19 protein-coding genes, 2 pseudogenes and 1 riboswitch are annotated in these 17,197 nt (G+C 69.5%); of the genes and pseudogenes, 9 read left to right on the top strand and 12 right to left on the bottom strand.

Annotation, left to right across the window (positions count from 1 at the left end; genetic code table 11):
* Nucleotides 1-123: 123 nt before the first annotated feature.
* Nucleotides 124-486 (bottom strand): hypothetical protein, encoded by a 363-nt coding sequence (locus OG953_RS40815; RefSeq protein ID WP_405690941.1) that lies wholly within the window; start codon nucleotides 484-486, stop codon nucleotides 124-126.
* A 408-nt stretch (nucleotides 487-894) separates the two neighbouring features.
* Between OG953_RS40815 and OG953_RS40810 the strand changes: the two genes are divergently transcribed.
* Complete coding sequence (locus tag OG953_RS40810; protein ID WP_405690939.1) at nucleotides 895-1,062, top strand: hypothetical protein; 168 nt, start codon at nucleotides 895-897, stop codon at nucleotides 1,060-1,062.
* 70 nt (nucleotides 1,063-1,132) lie between these two features.
* Here OG953_RS40810 and OG953_RS40805 read toward each other — a convergent pair whose 3' ends face one another.
* Nucleotides 1,133-1,447 (bottom strand): MazG nucleotide pyrophosphohydrolase domain-containing protein, encoded by a 315-nt coding sequence (locus OG953_RS40805; RefSeq protein WP_405690937.1) that lies wholly within the window; start codon nucleotides 1,445-1,447, stop codon nucleotides 1,133-1,135.
* Nucleotides 1,448-1,548: 101 nt separating this feature from the next.
* Between OG953_RS40805 and OG953_RS40800 the strand changes: the two genes are divergently transcribed.
* Nucleotides 1,549-1,803, top strand: coding sequence for a hypothetical protein (locus tag OG953_RS40800; protein WP_405692507.1), 255 nt, complete (start codon nucleotides 1,549-1,551; stop codon nucleotides 1,801-1,803).
* Between the two features lie 168 nt (nucleotides 1,804-1,971).
* On the opposite strand, the pseudogene OG953_RS40795 reads toward OG953_RS40800, so the two are convergent.
* Nucleotides 1,972-2,259, bottom strand: a pseudogene (locus OG953_RS40795) (zinc-binding dehydrogenase); the annotation flags it as partial.
* Nucleotides 2,260-2,395: 136 nt separating this feature from the next.
* Here OG953_RS40795 and OG953_RS40790 point away from each other — a divergent pair.
* From OG953_RS40790 to OG953_RS40780, 3 genes are all read left to right on the top strand, one after another.
* The gene (locus OG953_RS40790; protein ID WP_405690935.1) at nucleotides 2,396-6,130 is read left to right on the top strand and encodes a S8 family serine peptidase; all 3,735 of its coding nucleotides are present in this window, start codon (nucleotides 2,396-2,398) and stop codon (nucleotides 6,128-6,130) included.
* A 184-nt stretch (nucleotides 6,131-6,314) separates the two neighbouring features.
* Nucleotides 6,315-7,436 carry a PP2C family protein-serine/threonine phosphatase gene (locus OG953_RS40785; RefSeq protein WP_405690933.1) on the top strand — a complete coding sequence of 374 codons (1,122 nt, stop codon included), beginning with the start codon at nucleotides 6,315-6,317 and terminating at the stop codon, nucleotides 7,434-7,436.
* A gap of 147 nt (nucleotides 7,437-7,583) precedes the next feature.
* Nucleotides 7,584-7,913 (top strand): antibiotic biosynthesis monooxygenase family protein, encoded by a 330-nt coding sequence (locus tag OG953_RS40780; protein ID WP_405690931.1) that lies wholly within the window; start codon nucleotides 7,584-7,586, stop codon nucleotides 7,911-7,913.
* A gap of 112 nt (nucleotides 7,914-8,025) precedes the next feature.
* Here the strand turns inward: OG953_RS40780 and OG953_RS40775 are convergent, their stop codons facing one another.
* The 3 genes from OG953_RS40775 to OG953_RS40765 all read right to left on the bottom strand — a co-directional run bounded on the left by OG953_RS40775 (nucleotide 8,026) and on the right by OG953_RS40765 (nucleotide 9,296).
* Nucleotides 8,026-8,196, bottom strand: a complete 171-nt coding sequence (locus tag OG953_RS40775; RefSeq protein ID WP_405690928.1) for a hypothetical protein — start codon at nucleotides 8,194-8,196, stop codon at nucleotides 8,026-8,028.
* 119 nt (nucleotides 8,197-8,315) lie between these two features.
* Nucleotides 8,316-8,666: a VOC family protein gene (locus OG953_RS40770; RefSeq protein WP_405690926.1), complete on the bottom strand. Its 351-nt coding sequence runs from the start codon at nucleotides 8,664-8,666 to the stop codon at nucleotides 8,316-8,318.
* Between the two features lie 120 nt (nucleotides 8,667-8,786).
* Nucleotides 8,787-9,296: a hypothetical protein gene (locus tag OG953_RS40765; protein ID WP_405690924.1), complete on the bottom strand. Its 510-nt coding sequence runs from the start codon at nucleotides 9,294-9,296 to the stop codon at nucleotides 8,787-8,789.
* Between the two features lie 1,099 nt (nucleotides 9,297-10,395).
* Between OG953_RS40765 and OG953_RS40760 the strand changes: the two genes are divergently transcribed.
* The 3 genes from OG953_RS40760 (at nucleotide 10,396) to OG953_RS40750 (ending at nucleotide 13,107) form a co-directional block, all read left to right on the top strand.
* Complete coding sequence (locus OG953_RS40760) at nucleotides 10,396-12,210, top strand: ABC transporter ATP-binding protein (RefSeq protein WP_405690922.1); 1,815 nt, start codon at nucleotides 10,396-10,398, stop codon at nucleotides 12,208-12,210.
* An 11-nt stretch (nucleotides 12,211-12,221) separates the two neighbouring features.
* Nucleotides 12,222-12,668: a glycosyltransferase gene (locus tag OG953_RS40755; RefSeq protein WP_405690920.1), complete on the top strand. Its 447-nt coding sequence runs from the start codon at nucleotides 12,222-12,224 to the stop codon at nucleotides 12,666-12,668.
* A 115-nt stretch (nucleotides 12,669-12,783) separates the two neighbouring features.
* Nucleotides 12,784-13,107, top strand: a complete 324-nt coding sequence (locus OG953_RS40750) for an SDR family NAD(P)-dependent oxidoreductase (RefSeq protein WP_405692373.1) — start codon at nucleotides 12,784-12,786, stop codon at nucleotides 13,105-13,107.
* Here the strand turns inward: OG953_RS40750 and thiD are convergent.
* The 4 genes and pseudogenes from thiD to OG953_RS40730 all read right to left on the bottom strand — a co-directional run.
* A complete protein-coding gene (gene thiD, locus OG953_RS40745; RefSeq protein WP_405690918.1) occupies nucleotides 13,022-13,819 on the bottom strand; it encodes a bifunctional hydroxymethylpyrimidine kinase/phosphomethylpyrimidine kinase in 798 nt (265 codons plus the stop codon). The two genes, OG953_RS40750 and thiD, sit on opposite strands and share 86 nt — an antisense overlap.
* Nucleotides 13,816-14,493: a thiamine phosphate synthase gene (thiE, locus tag OG953_RS40740; protein WP_405690916.1), complete on the bottom strand. Its 678-nt coding sequence runs from the start codon at nucleotides 14,491-14,493 to the stop codon at nucleotides 13,816-13,818. Before thiE ends, thiD begins: the two co-directional genes overlap by 4 nt.
* The gene (thiM, locus tag OG953_RS40735; RefSeq protein WP_405690913.1) at nucleotides 14,490-15,299 is read right to left on the bottom strand and encodes a hydroxyethylthiazole kinase; all 810 of its coding nucleotides are present in this window, start codon (nucleotides 15,297-15,299) and stop codon (nucleotides 14,490-14,492) included. Before thiM ends, thiE begins: the two co-directional genes overlap by 4 nt.
* Nucleotides 15,300-15,371: 72 nt before the next feature.
* Nucleotides 15,372-15,893, bottom strand: a pseudogene (locus tag OG953_RS40730) (cytosine permease); the annotation flags it as partial.
* A gap of 42 nt (nucleotides 15,894-15,935) precedes the next feature.
* A riboswitch (TPP riboswitch) is annotated at nucleotides 15,936-16,030 on the bottom strand.
* 182 nt (nucleotides 16,031-16,212) lie between these two features.
* On the opposite strand from OG953_RS40730, the gene OG953_RS40725 reads away from it, so the two are divergent.
* The gene (locus OG953_RS40725) at nucleotides 16,213-16,362 is read left to right on the top strand and encodes a hypothetical protein (RefSeq protein ID WP_405692505.1); all 150 of its coding nucleotides are present in this window, start codon (nucleotides 16,213-16,215) and stop codon (nucleotides 16,360-16,362) included.
* Here the strand turns inward: OG953_RS40725 and OG953_RS40720 are convergent.
* Both OG953_RS40720 and OG953_RS40715 read right to left on the bottom strand, forming a co-directional pair.
* Nucleotides 16,330-16,737 (bottom strand): SpoIIE family protein phosphatase, encoded by a 408-nt coding sequence (locus OG953_RS40720; protein ID WP_405690911.1) that lies wholly within the window; start codon nucleotides 16,735-16,737, stop codon nucleotides 16,330-16,332. The genes OG953_RS40725 and OG953_RS40720 overlap by 33 nt on opposite strands.
* 43 nt (nucleotides 16,738-16,780) lie before the next feature.
* Nucleotides 16,781-17,041, bottom strand: a complete 261-nt coding sequence (locus OG953_RS40715) for a hypothetical protein (protein ID WP_405690909.1) — start codon at nucleotides 17,039-17,041, stop codon at nucleotides 16,781-16,783.
* Between the last annotated feature and the right edge of the window lie 156 nt (nucleotides 17,042-17,197).

Below are 17,197 nucleotides of genomic sequence, written 5' to 3'. Positions count from 1 at the left end.
GGACGGTGCTGCGAGCACGGGAGCACTGCCTTCTGCATCCAGCACGGCTCCGTACAGCGGGCGACCTCAGGCTCGGCCGGTACCCCGGCCCGGCCGGGTGGGCTGAGGTACCAGCAGGGTGTGTCAGGTCCCGAGATATTCGAGGAGCCAGCTGACCGGCACGTCGTCCGCCGAGTCCCCACCGTCCTTCTTCATACAGCCGATGACGACCTTCTGGGTTCCGGCGGGGAGCCGCTCGCCGAGGCGGTTGCCGTTGTCCGGGACGGTTCGGGGCGTCACGCCGCCCCAGCTGCTGCCGGTGTAGATACTCACGCCGGGCTTGGTGTCCACCCAGGCGCAGCCGAAGCTGAGCCACGAGTCTCCCCACGGACCGGCGTTGGGCGGCGGCACGGTCAGGATGACGGTGTGCTTGTAGTGGATGAGACCGCCGGTCTCGGTGAATGCGAAGTCGTGCGGGATCTCACCGAGTTGAAAGCTGTTGGCCACAGGTACTCCTTGCTCGGCAGGGGCACGACACATCACATCACACGGTGTTAACGCGAAAGCCCTCTTTGTCACTTGCCAGGATCAGACGCCCGGTTTGAGCGGACCCGAAGTGCACGCGATGGCCCCCCGCTGCGCCCGCACACTCCCGCGCTCGCCCCGGCAGGCGAACGGCACCTCATCCGGTCCGCGCTTCCAATTGCGGCTCTGATCTGCTGCTTTCCTTCGGATACAGCAGGGCCAGGAGCCGTAGCCGCAGGCGTCGGGTGCTACTGCACTCACACTTGACAGCCTCGCGGTGCGACGGGTCTACCTGCGGGAATGGGGCACGAGGCTCGCAGATCTTACAGGTCTCACAGGGCGTGGATGGGCAGAGGACGGTTCCGTGCAGGGCGCGGAGTCCGGACGCAGATGCGCGAGGTCCTGGACTCGACACCGATCCTGCCGCCGTTCGCAGAGTTCGAAGCCGCTGACCGGGCATTGCAGGACCGCAACCGCCACATCTTCGCCGTGTGGGAGTCACTCGGTGTCCGGGGGCACCTGACGGAGGACAACCGGCTCCACATCACCGTCAGCTGACTCTGCCATTCCGACATCGGCGTGACATCGCCGACGGCGTCGGGAGTCGCTTGGTGCGCCATTGCCTTGATCAATGTCGATGAGACCGGTCGAGCTCGTCCATCGTGCGCAGGAACGCGGCGTTCAGATCGACGTTGTACCGGTGCGCGAGGATCAGCACGGACCACAGGCAGTCCGCGAGTTCATGCTCCAGAGCGGGACGGCCGCCCGGGATGTCACGGGCGCCTTCCTGTGCCATGACGAGCTTTGCCAGATCGCCGACGTCCCCGACGAAGCCGAGCATGAACTCCTCACGTGTCCACACCCGGCCACGTTCCCTCAGGTTCAGCTCGTCGTAGAGGTCATGGATGCGCAGGGCGCGGCGCTGAAGTTCGTTGAGGTCCATGTCTCAGCCTTTCCGTATGCGCTCTGCGTAACCTCTGGGCTGCGATCGTGCTGTCACGTAGCAGTAGGCAGGGTCGATGGAGTGCGGGTCGGGAGCCATCCGTGATTGGCAGGGTCGGGACGCGCACGGTGCACGATCGTGAGCAGTATTCGCGGGGGCGCTGGGGGGAATCGGGCAGGGGCTGCGCGCACCAGGCAGTGGCCGGGCGGGATGATGGGAGCAGTCTGCGCACCGAGCGACTGCCGCGGTTCGTCGAGCAGTACGCCGACATGCACGGCGTACTGCTCGACGCCACCCAGGACTTCGCGGCCGATGTAGCGGCGGGAACGTCCCCGGAGCCGGAGCACGCCTTCTGACCGGAGGTCCGGGCGCGAGCGGCCGTGAGGCTGCTCGCCGTCCACTCTGCCGCGGGTCAGCGCGGCTCCGAGGCCGGCCAGGCGCGCGGGTACGGCACGCGCAGCGACTCGACTGCGACCGGCGTGTGGTCCGCCGCCGCGTGCAGGCGCCCGTCGCGTAGGACCAGGGCGATCTTGGAGGTGGAGGTCGATGAGCATCGGGAAGTCGCGGGAGGGGAGAAAGTTGCCGTACCAGGACGACTTCAGGGCTCTGCCCCGCCCGAAGACGTCGGGGAGCGGCAGTTCGAGCTTCATCCCCGGGGTCGGGACGCCGACCAGGACGACCGTGCCGGCCAGGCCGCGGGCGTAGAACGCCTGTTGGTAGCTCTCCGGGCGGCCCACGGCCTCGATGACCACGTCCGCACCGAAGCCGTCGGTCAGTTCCCGTACCGCCTCGACCGGGTCCTTGTCCTTGGAACGGCGGTCGCTGACGGATACCTGCCAAGCCGGATATCCGCCAGGGCAGAACGGTCGACACGCACGTTGCCGCCGCGAAAACTCTTCGCAGCACCCGGAACCACCCATTCACCGGGTGCGCGGAGGAGAGACATCCATGACCAGATTGTCCGCGAGGCGGAGATCCCGGCTGCTCGCAGCGGGGCTGTCACTCGTACTGCTGCCGGCCGGGCAGGCCGTCGCAGCCGGGGCATTGGGGACGGCGGAGGCGGGCACCGACCGTGCCACATCACCCGTGCACGCACCCAGCACCACGCGAACCGTCACCCTGATCACCGGTGACCAGGTGACCGTGACCGACCTCGGCGCGGGCCGGAAGTCGGTCGCCGTGGAGCGTCCCAAGGGCGCGACCGGAGCGGTTCGCAGCGAGATATCCGACGGCCGGATCACCGTCGTACCCGACGAGGCCCGGCCCTACCTCCAGGCAGGCGTCCTCGACGCCGAACTCTTCGACGTCACCGCTCTGATCGAGCAGGGGCTCGGTGACCCGTCGTCCGACGGCCTCCCGCTCATCGTGACGTACACGAAGAACGCCCGCAGCGCGACGCCCCACGGAGCCCGCCAGGTCCGTGGGCTGCCGAGCGTGGGCGGTGCGGCCCTGGAGGCGTCGAAGTCCGGGGAGTTCTGGCGCACGGTCGCACCGGACGTCACCTCCGGGGCGCGCAGCGCGACTTCGGGCCGTGTGCGTCTGTCGGGCGGCGTCGAAAAGATCTGGCTGGACGCCCGCGTCGACACCGCGATGGAGACCAGCAACGCCCAGATCGGCACCCCCGCGGCCTGGGAGGCCGGGCTGACCGGCAAGGGTGTCAAGGTCGCCGTCCTCGACACGGGCGTGGACCTGACCCACCCCGATCTCAAGGACCGGGTGAGCGAGACCAGGAGCTTCATCGAGGGGCAGGAGGTCGCCGACCGGAACGGGCACGGCACGCATGTCTCCTCCACTGTCGGTGGCAGCGGTGCCGCGTCCGACGGCAAGGAGAAGGGCGTCGCGCCCGGCGCCACGCTCGCCGTCGGCAAGGTTCTCAGCGACCAGGGTTTCGGATCCCAGTCGCAGATCATCGCCGGTATGGAGTGGGCGGCCAAGGACGTCCAGGCCAAGATCGTCTCCATGAGCCTCGGATCGTCGCAGGGCAGTGACGGCACCGACCCGATGGCCGAGGCGGTGAACACCCTCTCCAAGGACACGGGCGCCCTGTTCGTGATCGCGGCCGGCAACGCGGGCAACCCCGGCACCATCGGCTCCCCCGGCGCAGCCGACTCCGCGCTGACGATCGGCGCGGTCGACTCCGCCGACCGGCGTGCCCCCTTCTCCAGCCAGGGCCCGCGCCTCGGCGACAACGCGCTGAAGCCCGACCTGTCCGCGCCGGGCGTGGACATCCTCGCGGCGCGCTCGCAACTCGTGAGCGGCAGCGGCCCGTACACATCGAAGAGCGGTACGTCCATGGCCACCCCGCACGTCGCGGGCGTGGCGGCGCTGCTCGCCGAGAAGCACCCCGACTGGAGCGGACAGCAGCTCAAGGACGGGCTGATGAGCACGTCCAAGCAGATCAGCGGCACGTCGTACGAGGTGGGTGCGGGCCGCGTGAACGTCCCGTCCGCGATCGCCGCGCAGATCACCGCGACCGGCAGCGCCGACCTCGGCTTCACCAGCTGGCCCTACGAGGCGAACAAGCCGGTCACCAAGACGCTGACCTACACCAACGCCTCCGACCGGCCGGTCACCCTGGCGTTGACCGCCGAGGGCGCTCCCACCGGCGTGGTCACCCTTGCCGACTCCACCCTCACCGTGCCCGCGCACGGCACCGCGCAGACCACGGTCACCGGTGACGGCACCGCCGCGCCCGTCGGCGCCACCTCCGGCCGGATCGTCGCCAAGGACGGCGACACCGTGGTGGCGCACACGGCCTTCGGCCTGACCAAGGAGAACGAGCGCTACACCCTTACCGTCCACGTCAAGGACCGCGACGGCGCGGCGTCCGCCGCATACCTGACCGTAAAGCAGCTGGCCAAGGACGTAGATCCCATCCCTGCCGCGGTCGACGAATCCGGCACGCTCAAGCTGCGCCTGCAGCCCGGCATGTACACCCTGTCCAGCTTCCTCGACGTGCGTGGCAGCAAGGGCAAGGACTCGCTCGGCCTCGGTCTTCTCACCGAGCCCGAGGTCACCATGGACCGTGACCGCGAAGTCACCCTCGACGGGACGAAGTTGCGGGAGATCCGGGCCGAGGTGGACCAGCGGACCCAGACCCGTCAGCTGCTGATGAGGTTCAACCGGTCCGCGAACGGCACGTCCTTCGCGCCGGCCGCGCAGGTCCCGCCGAAGTACGACAGCATCTTCGCCGCGCCGACCCGCAAGCCCGCCACGGGCACCTTCGAGTACCGGACCGTCTGGCGGCTCGGCAAGCCGCAACTCGATGTCGAAGCAGGCGGCAAGCGGCTCGGCGAGACCACAGTGCAGTACGGATCGGACATGTTCACCGGGCAGAAGCGGATGGCCCTGGTGGACGCGGGCACCGGATCCACCGCCGACTACACCGGCAAGGACGTGGCGGGCAAAGCGGTCGTCGTGCGTCGCACCGACGCGATCACGACCACCGAGCTGGCCCAGAACGCACGGGATGCGGGCGCCAAGGCTCTGTTCGTCACCGACGAGGCTCCCGGACGGCTGATGGCCAACTTCAGCGCGGCCGACGGGGAGACTCGTCCCCTGTACAGCGCGACGGTGAACGCGCAGGACGGGGCGCGCCTGATCGAGGCCGCTCGGCTCGGCCAGGGCGTGGACCTGACCGGCACCGAGTTCACGCCGTTTGTCTACGACCTCAGCAAGGGATACCCGGGGGCGATCCCCGCTGGTCTGACGTACCGGCCGGGCAAGAGCGAACTGGCCGTGGTCAACAACAAGTTCCACGCGCCGAAGCCCGCCGACGGCGGCGAGTTCCGCTACTCGATCACCGACAGCTTCCCCTACGGCATGGGATTCCAGGAGAAGATCAAGTTCCCCGCCGAGCGCACCGACTACATCAGCGCCGGCCCCGACCAGGGCTGGCACGAGTCCATGTCCAGCGGCCCGGGTGCCCTGGAGGAGCGCAGCGGCATCGTGCACTACCGCGGCGGCGCCCGCTCCGGGACCGACTGGTTCAAGCCGGTCTGGCACCCCTGGCTGGGCACCGGCCTCGGCTGGGGCCAGCAGCGCGCGGGCAACTACCTGCAGTTCAACACGCCGGGCTGGGGCGACTCGGGACCGGACCACACCGGCTTCGGCGAAGTGTACAACCAGAAGTCGCTGACCCAGTTCACCGAGGTGTACGTGGACGGGGTGCAGGTCGACCGGAAGAAGAGCTCGGGGGCGTACGCCCGGAACGTCAAGCCGACCGAGCAGGACTTCAAGGTGGTCACCGACACCACGATGGACCCGGACGTCTGGCGGCTCTCCACGAAGGGCCACTCCGAATGGACCTTCAAGTCGTCCGCCACGCCGGCCGACCGGTGGACGTATCTGCCGATGCTCAACCTCGGGTTCGACATCGACACCGACCTGCACGGTGATGTGCGGGCCGGAAAGCGTCTCGATCTCGGGATCTTCTCCGAGTACGTCAAGGGCGCGCCGGACACCGGGAGGATCACCGGCTCCACGCTGGAGGTCTCCTTCGACGACGGTGCGACGTGGACATCCGTCGGACTCGACGGCGTACGCGGCAAGTCCGCCGCCTGGGCCGGCTCGGTGCGGGTGCCGGACGACGCGCAGTACATCTCGGTGCGGGCCTCGGCCGCCGACGACAAGGGCGGCTCGGTCAAGCAGGAGATCATCCGCGCGGTCGGCGTGCGGAAGTAACCGACCGGGTGGGAGCCGCGCAGTCGGCGGCGCGGCTCCCACCTGCCGCGTGCGCGGTGGAAGGGCCGCACCCTGCACGTAGTGCTGCTCACCGCACAGAGGACATCGTCCGGCGGGGCGCCGCTCGCCCGCGGCGGGGGCCTGTCTAACGTACGGGGAGTACACCACCTGCCCGGGAGGCCCCGTGACCCGCACTCACCCGAAGAAATTCGCGCATCCTTTCGAGGCCGTCGAATCACCGCGCAATGCCGACGTCGTGATCGGCGTGGTGTCAGTGACGGCCCTCGTGATGGCCCTCGGTGCCCTGTCCGGGTCCCTGGTGTGGCTTCTGGGGCTCCTTGTTTTCCTGCCGGGGACGGCGTCTGCGCTGTGCACCGTACGCCAGACGAAGTTTGTGTCTGCATGGACCACGATTGTGGTGGCCGTCACCGTGGTGGTCCGGCACGGTGACGGACGGTCGTGGCTCGACAGGATCCTGATGATGCTGCTCACCCTCGCCCTGGGCGCGGCCTCCGTCTACGCCTGCCACCGTCGTATCCACCGCGAGCACGAGACGCTGCGGCTTCGCTCCACCGCCGCAGCGATGCAGCGCCACATCCTGCGCCCTCTGCCTCTGCTCACCGACGACGTCCTGGTCGACGGCGTGTACGAGCCCGTGCAGGAGGACCGGCTCGTCGGCGGCGACATCTACGACGTCGTCGTCTCCCCATGGGGAACCCGGGTTCTGATCGGCGATGTCCAGGGCAAGGGCCTGCCCGCAGTCGGCGCCGCGTTCGCCGTCATCGGTGCCTTCCGTGAGGCGGCCCACCGGGAGCCCACCCTGACCGCGCTCGCCGATGCCCTCGATGCCTCTGTCGTACGGCACAACTCCTATGCTGCACAGACCGGCGACGACGAAAGGTTCGTCACAGCGCTCATCGTCAACGTCGACGCGCACGACGAGGTACAGGTCATCAACTGCGGGCACATTCCGCCGCAGCTGGTGTACAACGCCACCGTCATCACACCGGCCCTCGACTCCGGCGTCCCCCTCGGTCTCGCAGAACTCGCCGCCGAACCCGCGACCGTCGACTGGTTCGCCTTCCCGCCCGGCGCGACGCTGCTGCTGACCACCGATGGGCTCACCGAGACCCGCGCCGCCGACGGCACGTTCTACCCCGTCACCGAACGCCTCACCGAGCGCGCGTCGCTCTCTCCCACCGAACTGCCGCACGCCCTCTACGACGACGCGCGTGCGTTCGCCGGAAAGGGCAGCCAGCACGACGACGTCGCGGTCCTGTCCGTCCGACGGTCACCGCACCGCTGAGCGCAATGCCGAACCACCACCGAAAAAAAATCCCGCAGATCATCAACGTGCCTCGGCCCCGGTCCCGGTCCGGGCGGCGCCCCCGGAACCGCGTCATGAACGAGCCGCTCCTCTTCCTGGCAACCGCCGTAAGGCAGGATGGGGACCATGAGCGTAGTCAAGATCAACGTACTGACCGTCCCCGCCGAGCAGCGCGAGACACTGGAGAAGCGCTTCGCCTCCCGTGCCCATGCCGTGGAGAACTCCGACGGGTTCGAGTGGTTCGAACTCCTCCGCCCCGTCGACGGCACCGACAACTACCTCGTCTACACACGGTGGCGTGACGAAGAGTCCTTCCAAGCCTGGATGGAGGGACCCATGAAGACAGCCCACCGGAGCGGTGACGCGGAGAGCAGCGGGCGCCCCAAGCCGGCGGCAAGCGGGTCCACGCTGTGGTCCTTCGAGGTCGTGCAGCAAGCGGCGCCGACAAGCGCGTAGACAAGGCGTCGTGCGAACAGCTTCGGCAGCACCAGTGAGCGCTTTGCCGCCCAGCACGGCCAGATGCGTGAAGAAGCCCGCCTGCCGGGTGGTGTGGGCGTCACCAGGCCGTTCACAGGTGCAGGGTGAGCCGGTCGCCGGTGAGGGTCGCGTCGAAGTCGATGCCGCTGTCGATGATGGTGAGGACGTCGAGGTAGGCGTCGGCCGGGATGACCGCGACGGGGTCCTGGTCGGCTTTATTCGGCGGTAGTGGGTTCTGGCACCATTTGTGTGGAGCGCACACGGAGTGTGACGACTGCTGGCGAGTAGCTGAGCTAGTGGCTCTGCTCAGGTGGTCGACCCGGTGACTGATCCGCTGTCGGTGACCCGGCCAGTCGGGAACCCCCGGATGGCCGGGATGCCTCACAGGTCGGTAGCCCGCTCATGTCGGGGCTCGTACAAGCCCACCTCGCCGCCACCCGGCAGACGGAACCTGGTGAGCCGTCCCCAGCGCGCATCGGTCACTGGCTGCGTGAACTCGACTCCCTTGGCGGTCAGGTTCTTCACCGTTGCTTCGACGTCGTCGCACATCAGATAGAGCTCCTGCGTCTCCGGACCATCCGTGGGATGTACGGCGACCTCGGTCGGCGGAAGCTTGAAAATCAGCCAGCCTCCTCCCACGTCGACATGTGGATACTCGAGCACATCCCTGAAGAAGGCCCGGTCCGCTTCCGCATCACGGCTGTAGATGATGACGTGGCCACCGTTGATCACGCGGCCAGGATAAGTGCTTACAGGACAACGCGGTGCTGTGACGTCATACAGAGTGTTGCGGATCAATTACCGGTCGACCATTCGAGCAGAGCCACTGGCCAACGGCGAATGGACTGACAGTCAGTCCTTGCGCTCTCCTGGCGGCTGCTTGCTCAGGAGCTGTTCAGCTGCCTCAATCGCTTCTTCCTTCAGTGCCTCGACGGGGACACCCCTGTTCTCGTCCCAGTCGTCCAGTTTGAGCGCGCACGAGACGAGTGGCTGCAGGTCTTCGGGATAGCCGAGGTCGTAAGCGACATCGGCCCACACCAGATAGGCGCCGGCAGCGGGATCGAGAGATCCGTCCACGATCTGACCGGCGATCCAGTAGGCCATGGCCCACTTCGTGGCCCGGGGGTCGGCCGGCGGCCGGAAAGTGAGTCCGAGTTCCTCCAGCACCTGGTCGAAGAGGGCTGGGGCTTCCGGTTCTTCGCTCCGCAAAAGGCCGGCCAGCACGGGGAGGGAAGGACTCTCAACCCCGGCTATCAGCGCGTCCAACCCCACCTGGATGAGACGGTCGGACCCAACGTGTCGGCCGAACGCCCTCTCACGCGCAATGTGGCTGAGCTGCTGGAGAGCGTCGTCGTGAGTCATCTCGGTCTTCTTCATCGGTGGCTGTGAGAGCACCTTTCCACAGCCACCAAAGCTGTCGCCACCGAGATCCCGACTCGCGCGGTCTCAGCGCGACGTCCTCAGCCGGCCGCGGACCACCGAGCACATGGCCCCGCCCACCTGGCCCGAGGAGAACTGATCGTGCGGCTTCCGGACCGTACGAACCGATCCGACCGAGGAGTGGACGCCGGCTGGTCGTACGTCCGTGCCTACCCGGACACCCCGACCTGATGGACGAGGCCGCCCGTTTGCTGATCCCCTGGCTCGTCTCACGGGCGGCCGAAGAAGACGCTCCGGCATGGCTCTTCACCCGCTACTGGGACATGAGTGGCCATCATCTGCGCACGCGCCGTCGCGGTCGCGGAATCGTCCGGCGCCCCGATCGCAGTTGAGCACGTCTCGATCCGACCGGAAGTGATCGCGCCTTGAGCGCGAGCACGGACCGTCGCTGCGGCCTGCCTCGGCCGGCCAGTCCGTGCTGCGCCGCGGCCCAGTCCCACCAGGTCGGTCCCTCGCCGTTGGCAATGTTGAACGTTACCCCCGCTGCTTCATCCCAGGTCGCCGCCCGGAGAACAGCGGCCACCAGATCCGGCTCGTACAGCGAAGAGATCCACCCGCCGCGTCCCAGGACGGGTATGCGTCCATGATTCGGCGCTCGGAAGTAACGGTGCGTCCATTAAGCCGAGTTGGGACCGTAGATGGCACCAGGCCTGAGGATGGCGACGACCGTACTGCCGGCTGTTCGGCGCAGCTCGCGCACCGCCTGTTCCCCCAGCGCCTTCGATTCCGCGCAGGCATGTCCGGCCTCGCTGACGCCTGCGCAGCGCTGCCGGTCGCCGTCGGCTGAAAAAACGCTTGGACACCGCGGGCGCCCCTGCGGGACACTGCGATTCCTGGCCTCCCCGTACTCGCACGGATGCGTCGCCACAAGCAGCGCGGGGGCTCCGCCGTCGTGCCCCGCCTCCGTAAGACGACCCGGGCGAAGGCACTCACTCGAACCGAAGCTCCGCACGGACATGGGGCAACGGCTTCTCCCCGGGGAAGCGCGTGACGAGCTGCCGCACGACAACACAGGGGTGGGATGGGATTGCCTGACTCGCGCGAGGTTCCGCCCGGCGGGGGCTCGGTGCTCCTCGCCCTTCGTTACTACGGGCGGGAGTTGGCCCGGCTCCGGTGGCTGACGGTGCCCGCGATGCTGCTGCCGGCGCTGGGCAATATCGGCATCAACTACATCGCGCCGCTGCTCGTCGCGAAGCTCGTCGGCCGGATCGCCGGCGACGCCGGAGTCACCATCGGCTCGGCGCTGCCCTACATCCTCGGCTTCGCCGGCGTCCTGCTGCTCGCGGAGGCGCTGTGGCGCGTCGGCCTGCACTGCCTGAACCGCCTTGACGCCCTCGGCATCGAGCACCTGTACGTGATCGGCATGGACGAGCTGTTCGCCAAGGACGCCACGTTCTTCCACAGCAACTTCGCCGGGTCGCTGACCAAGCGGGTCCTGAGCTTCGCGTCCCGCTTCGAGGAGTTCGTCGACACGCTGACGTTCTCGGTCGTGGGCAGCTTCGTGCCCCTGGTGTTCGGGTCGGTGGTGCTCTGGCGCTACGAACCGCTGCTCGTTGTCGGGCTCTTGGCGATGATCGCACTGACGGCGCTGTGCGTGACGCCCCTCATCCGCCGCCGCCAGGCGCTCGTCGACCAGCGTGAGGAGGCGATCGCCCGGGTGTCGGGCCACGTCGCCGACAGTCTGATGAACATGGACACGGTCCGGGCGTTCGCCGCCGAGGAGCGCGAGGCCGCCGAGCACCGCTCCCGCGTCGCGGTGTCGCGGCGGCTCACGTTGCGGTCGTGGGACTACGGCAACCTGCGCATCGACACGCTGGTCGCACCGATGTCCGTGCTGACCAACGCGCTGGGCCTGCTGCTCGCGGTCGCGATCGGCGGGGGCGGGCACGGCGTGGAGGCGATCGTGGTCGCCTTCACGTACTACACCAACGCAACGCGGATCATGTTCGAGTTCAACCAGATCTACCGCCGCCTGGAGAGCTCGATGACGGAGGCCGCGCAGTTCACCGAACTGCTGCTGAGGCCGCCGACCGTTCTCGACCCGGCGTCGCCGGAGCCGCTGCTGTCCCGGGCCGCCGACGTCCGCTTCGAGCACGTGACCTTTGCCCACGCAGGCGCCGAGCCGCTCTTCGAGGGCCTCGACCTGGCTGTGCCCAGCGGGGCGAAAATCGGCCTCGTCGGCCGGTCCGGTGGGGGCAAGACCACGCTCAGCCGGCTGCTGCTGCGTATGACGGACATCGACGCCGGCCAGATCCTGATCGGGGGCCAGGACATCAGCATGCTGCGCCAGGCCGACCTGCGCAGCCTGATCGCGTACGTGCCGCAGGACCCGGCGATGTTCCACCGCACGCTGCGGGACAACATCGCGTTCGCCCGGCCGGACGCCACCGACGCCGAGATCCGCCGCGCGGCCGAGGCGGCGCACGTCACGGAGTTCGCCGACGCGCTGCCGGACGGCTTCGACACCATGGTGGGCGAGCGCGGTGTCAAGCTGTCCGGTGGACAGCGCCAGCGGGTCGCCCTCGCCAGGGCGATCCTGCGCGACGCGCCGATCCTGCTGCTCGACGAGGCGACCAGCGCCCTGGACTCCGAGAGCGAGATCCTCGTCCAGGAGGCACTGTGGCGGCTCATGGAGGGGCGGACGGCGCTCGTGGTGGCGCACCGGCTGAGCACGGTCGCCACCATGGACCGGCTCGTCGTCCTCGACCGCGGACGGATCGTCGAGCAGGGCACGCACCAGGAGTTGCTCGCGTCGGACGGCGCCTACGCGAAGCTGTGGCAGCACCAGTCGGGCGGCTTCCTCGACGACACCCCCACGCGGGCCGACCTGCACTGAACGCGAGCCCGGTGCTCGCGCCGAACATGTGGGGCGCCGAGTTCCTGCCGCAGACGTCGATCCTGCCGCTCGTCGATCTCGTCATCACGCACGGCCGCAACAACACGACGACCGAGGCCCTCCACTTCGGCAAGCCGATGGTGCTGCTGCCACTGTTCTGGGACCGGTACGACAACGCCCGGCGGATGGACGAGCTGGGCTTCGGCTTCCGGCTGGACACCTACCGCTTCACGGACGGGGAACGGACAGGGACGGCGGAACGGCTGCTCGCGGACAACGCGCTGCGGGAGCGGCCGGCCGACGTGGGCGAGGAGATCCGCCGCCGGGACGGCCTGCGCAAAGCGGCGGATCTCATCGAAGGAGCTGCGAGGCAGGCGCGGTCGGCCCGGCGCTTGACCGCGGCGTGGTCCACCATCGGGTTCGTGTTGATGCCGTCGCAGAAAGCGACGGCCGCGTAGTGCCGGTCGCGGTACCGGCTCTGGTTGTGCGATGCCACGGCTTGTCCGACAAGCTGCCGGAACGTTTGACGCGACCTAAGCAACCGCTTAGCCTCTCGGGGTCCGTGTCTGTCCGATCACCGCACCCTGGAGTCACCGTGACCTCACCCTGGTCACCGGCAGGTCCCGCGGCATCGGCCTGATGATCACCAGAGCCCTGGCCGAAGCCGGTGCCCGGGTCTACGTCAGCTCCCGCAACGCCGTGGCATGCGAGGAGGCCGTACGGGAGCTTTCCGCCCGGGAACCTCTCCACACAGGCACCGCCCGGCGGGGCCTGTGTGGCGGCCCGGCGGTGCGGGACTCATCCACTGGCGTCAGGTGCGCCCGTGGATCCGCCAGCCGTGGTCCACCGGCCCGATGCCGGCCCCCAGAGCGAACCCCGCCTCGATCGCCGCGGTGACGTAGCCCTTGGCCCGGCGTACCGCATCCGGTACCGGGTGGCCCTGCGCCAGGCCCACCGCGACGGCCGAGGCGAGCGTGCAGCCCGTGCCGTGGGTATGGCGATTGTCGTGCCGCGGGGCGCGCAGCCAGTGTTCCTCCGCGCCGTCCGTCAGCAAGTCCGCCGCCTCGCCCGGCAGGTGGCCGCCCTTCACCACCACCCAGCGGGACCCGTACGTGAGCAGCCGCGCGGCGGCGCGGCGCATACCTGCTTCGTCCGTCACCGTGATGCCGGTGAGCTGCGCGACCTCATCGAGATTCGGCGTGGCCACTGTCGCGACCGGCAGCAGCGCGGTCCGTACGGCATCCAGCGCGTCCTCGGCCAGCAGCTTGTCGCCGTGCTTGGACACGCTCACCGGGTCCACGACGACCGGGGCCGCCACGTCCGACAACAGCTCGGCGACCACCGTGACCAGCTCGGGAGAGGAGAGCATCCCCGTCTTGACCGCCTGGACACCGATGTCGTCCACGACACTGCGGTACTGCGCGCGCACCGCCTCGACGGGGAGTTCCCATGCGCCCTGCACGCCCAGGGAGTTCTGTGCCGTGACAGCCGTGAGCACGCTCATTCCGTGGGCGCCGAGCGCCAGCATGGTCTTCAGGTCGGCTTGGATTCCGGCTCCTCCGCCGGAGTCGGATCCAGCGATCGTCAGCACGCGGGGCGGCGCGGTCATGCGTGGTTCTCCTCTCGGTTGCGGGTCCACGCCCGGGCGTATGCGTGGGCCGCTGCTCGGGGGTCCTCGGCGGCGCAGATGCCGGAGACGGCGGCGGCACCCACCGCCCCGGCATCCCGCAGGCGTGGCAGGTCGGCCGGGGTGACGCCGCCGATGGCCACGGCCGGCAGGTCGCTGAGCCGGACGAGGCGGGCGAACCCGGCGTGGCCGAGTGCGGCCGGGGCATCCGCCTTGGTCCGGGTCGCGTGCAGCGCGCCGATGCCGATGTGGTGGACGCGTGCCGGATCCTCGGCGGCGGCGCGCAGTTCGTCGGGGGTGGCGGCGCTCAGGCCCAGGACCGCGTGCTCACCGATCAGTTCGCGTACCGTGGCCGGCGGCAGATCCGACTGGCCGACGTGGACCCCGGTGACGCGCGCCCCGGCTGCCCGGGCCGCCAGGAACACGTCCACCCGGTCGTTGATGATCAGCGCCACCCGTTCGGGGACGACGGCAGCCACCTCCAGGACCGTCCGCAGGAACGCCCTCCCGGCGGCGTACTTCTCCCGGATCTGCACGGCAGTGACGCCTCCGGCCACGGCCCGGGCGACTGTCTCGGCCACGCTCCGGCCGCGGGCCGCGCACTGGGCTGCGTCCGTGACCAGGTAGACCGACAGATCCACCGGTGCCGCGGTCACGAGAGCACCGCCCGCTCGGCGAGGTCGGATACCTCCAGCGCGGCGAGCGCGTCCAGGAACGAGACGGCGAAGCTGCCGGGCCCGGAGGCCTCCTTCGCGGCGAACTCGGCGGCGACCGTGTACGCGGTCACGGCGGCCACCGTCGCGGCGAACCGGTCCTCGTCGACCGCCGCGAAGGCCGCCATCACCGCACCCAGCGCACAGCCGCCACCTGTCACCCGGGTCAACAGGGCATCCCCATGGGCGTTCCGGGCACTTCGCACCCCGTCGGTGACGAAGTCGACAGGCCCCGACACGGCGACCACGCAGTCGGTTGTACGGGCCAGCGCGCGTGCTGATTCCTCGGCGGCCTCGACGCCGTGGGAGGAATCCACGCCGCGCCCGCCACCGCCCGCGCCCGCGAGCGCGATGATCTCGGACGCGTTGCCCCGGATCACAGTCGGCCGCAGCTCCAGGAGCTCTCGTGCCAGCGAGGTGCGTACCGGCAGGGCGCCGACCGCCACCGGGTCGAGCACCCACGGCGTACCGGCCGAAGCCGCCGCCCGCGCGGCCTCGACCATGGCGGAGCGCTGTTCCGCGTGCGGGGTGCCGAGATTGACCAGGACGCCTGAGGCGATCCGGGCGAACGGGCCGGCCTCTTCCGGAATGTCGACCATGGCCGGTGAAGCGCCCAGTGCCAGCAGGACGTTGGCGGTGAACCCCGTGACCACCGAGTTGGTCAGGCACTGCACCAGCGGGGAGTCCGCCCGCACGCGTGCGAGGACCTGCGGGACGAGGACGGTGTGATCGGCGGATGTCGAGGGCATTCGAAGTCGCTCCGTGCGGGAGGGAATGGTGTCGGGACGCCGCGGAACTCGGGATCCGTCGGCCGACGGCGGTCAGTCCTGCGGCCGGTGACGCAGCCGCAGCGGGGCGTATACCGCCAGGGCCACGAGGAACGCCACGTAGTACGAGAGGTCGGCGCCGTGCAGGGCAGCCGCCACCGGGCCCACGTACAGACTGGTGTCCATGAACGGTACGGCGGCGGCGAAGGCGACGACGAACGCCGGCAACGGGGGCCATCCGGGCTGTGCCCGGGCGGTCTCGGCGGCGAGGTCGATCGCGGCGCCGCCCCTGGCCCGGGCCCGGGCGAGCCAGTCGACGACGACGATCGCCACGAATCCGGGAATCCAGTAGCCGACGAACAGCAGCACGTTCTGGAAGCGGGCCGTGGTGTCAGCAGCGTGCATCCACAGCACCAGAGGGAAGCCGAGCACGGCGGCGAGGGCGGCAGCCGCCGGGCGCGGAAGACGCACTCCCACGGTCTGCAGCGCCAAGGAACCGCTGTAGTCGTTCATGGCCTTGCTACTGAGGGCCGCCAGCGCCACGGCGAGCAGCCCGAACGCGCCCAGCGCCCCGCCGGTCTGTCGGCCGTCGGCGGGCAGACCGCCGGATACATGCGCCAAAGGCATGGAAGACATCCCTCCGCCAGTACGAACTGGTTCAGGTTCGACGGGTGTGATCTCAGCCCTCGGACGGGGCACCCCGTGTCCGGTACGACGGACAGACTAACCCGATCGCTCCGGCCCTCACATCGCCGGGACCGGTACTCCGAAGGGATCTCGGACAGGAGCGAGGGGTTGCTCGGCCCGGATGGTCTTGCCGTCGAGGTCGTAGTGGGCGCCCCAACGGGAGGTAAGCCGGGTCACCCCCGCGGCCGCACTCGTCGCTGGTGCGCGCGTGGCGCAGGTGCAAGGCGCTGAGACTGCCGTGGGAGACCTCGCCGGTGAGGACTTCGACGCGGATGAGGCGCGGGGAGAGTGGGCCGCGCGCGTGCCGGTGGCGTCGACGACCAGCTCACTGACCATCAGTTCGGTGGTGAACGGGTGATTCCAGGCCCCCGGTCGGCAAGCTGACGGGTGGTGAGGGTACGGGCGCGGGCGACCTGCGCGGGGTCGACCAGCAGCTCCCAGCGGACGGCCCGTCCTGCCCGCAGAAGGCGGGGCGGGCAAGGAGCAGGGGCGCGTCACCGGATCGGGGCCCGGTCAGCAGGGTGGTCGCCACGGCATCGCAGAGCTGCTCGAGTGGTCGTGCGGGGCCGACCATGGTACGCGGCAGTTGGTCGGGCCCGGCGTCGACATCCCGGTCCGGTGCCTGGAGGATTCCGTCGGTGCACAGCGCGAGGACGGAGCCTTCCGCGAGTCGGCGTTCAGCGCTTTCGACGGGCAGCCCGCCGCGCGGCCTGCCCCAGCGCCTCACCGTCATCGCAGCACGTGACCACCGCAATACCCTCGTTCCGCGTACTCGCTCACTTCTGGCTGAGCTTGATGTGCTCGGTCAGGTTGCCGAGCTCGCTGCCGAGTTTCTGCACGGGGTCGGCGAAGGAGGTCAGGGCGGACTCGATGTCGACCGCTGCGGCCGTGTGATGCTCCATGACGGCTGCGTGCTCCAGCCGTGCCCACACGGCGGCTTCGGCCACCAGCGCGTCGCGCTGAGGACTGGCAACCGGGTGCTGGGATGCCTGGGTGAGCAGCTCGCGGGCCTTCTGGCCGGGGGTGCTGTCGTTCATGGACCGAATCTTTCCAGCGGAGGCGGGGCGACGGGCGATTTCGGGGGCGGGACACACGGACCGAGCCGGTGGTGGAACTGGCACAGCATGCAGACGAGATCGCCTAACCGGTGACGGTCCCACGGTCCCCCTTGCCCGGCCGGGGGCTCGTCCCAT

Source organism: Streptomyces sp. NBC_00057 (assembly GCF_045041165.1).
In the GTDB taxonomy this organism is placed as follows: Bacteria; Actinomycetota; Actinomycetes; order Streptomycetales; family Streptomycetaceae; genus Streptomyces.
The sequence above is the reverse complement of the archived record's forward strand: the minus strand, read 5'-3'. Positions and strand labels throughout refer to the sequence as shown.

Excerpts from the sequence above, each read along its gene's own strand:
- OG953_RS40760 (WP_405690922.1), top strand. The coding sequence starts at position 10,396 with ATGGGATTGCCTGACTCGCGCGAGGTTCCGCCCGGCGGGGGCTCGGTG.
- OG953_RS40780 (WP_405690931.1), top strand. The coding sequence starts at position 7,584 with ATGAGCGTAGTCAAGATCAACGTACTGACCGTCCCCGCCGAGCAGCGC.
- OG953_RS40790 (WP_405690935.1), top strand. The coding sequence starts at position 2,396 with ATGACCAGATTGTCCGCGAGGCGGAGATCCCGGCTGCTCGCAGCGGGG.
- OG953_RS40805 (WP_405690937.1), bottom strand. The coding sequence starts at position 1,447 with ATGGACCTCAACGAACTTCAGCGCCGCGCCCTGCGCATCCATGACCTC.
- OG953_RS40810 (WP_405690939.1), top strand. The coding sequence starts at position 895 with ATGCGCGAGGTCCTGGACTCGACACCGATCCTGCCGCCGTTCGCAGAG.
- thiD (WP_405690918.1), bottom strand. The coding sequence starts at position 13,819 with ATGACCGCGCCGCCCCGCGTGCTGACGATCGCTGGATCCGACTCCGGC.
- OG953_RS40720 (WP_405690911.1), bottom strand. The coding sequence starts at position 16,737 with ATGACGGTGAGGCGCTGGGGCAGGCCGCGCGGCGGGCTGCCCGTCGAA.
- OG953_RS40715 (WP_405690909.1), bottom strand. The coding sequence starts at position 17,041 with ATGAACGACAGCACCCCCGGCCAGAAGGCCCGCGAGCTGCTCACCCAG.
- OG953_RS40765 (WP_405690924.1), bottom strand. The coding sequence starts at position 9,296 with ATGACTCACGACGACGCTCTCCAGCAGCTCAGCCACATTGCGCGTGAG.
- thiM (WP_405690913.1), bottom strand. The coding sequence starts at position 15,299 with ATGCCCTCGACATCCGCCGATCACACCGTCCTCGTCCCGCAGGTCCTC.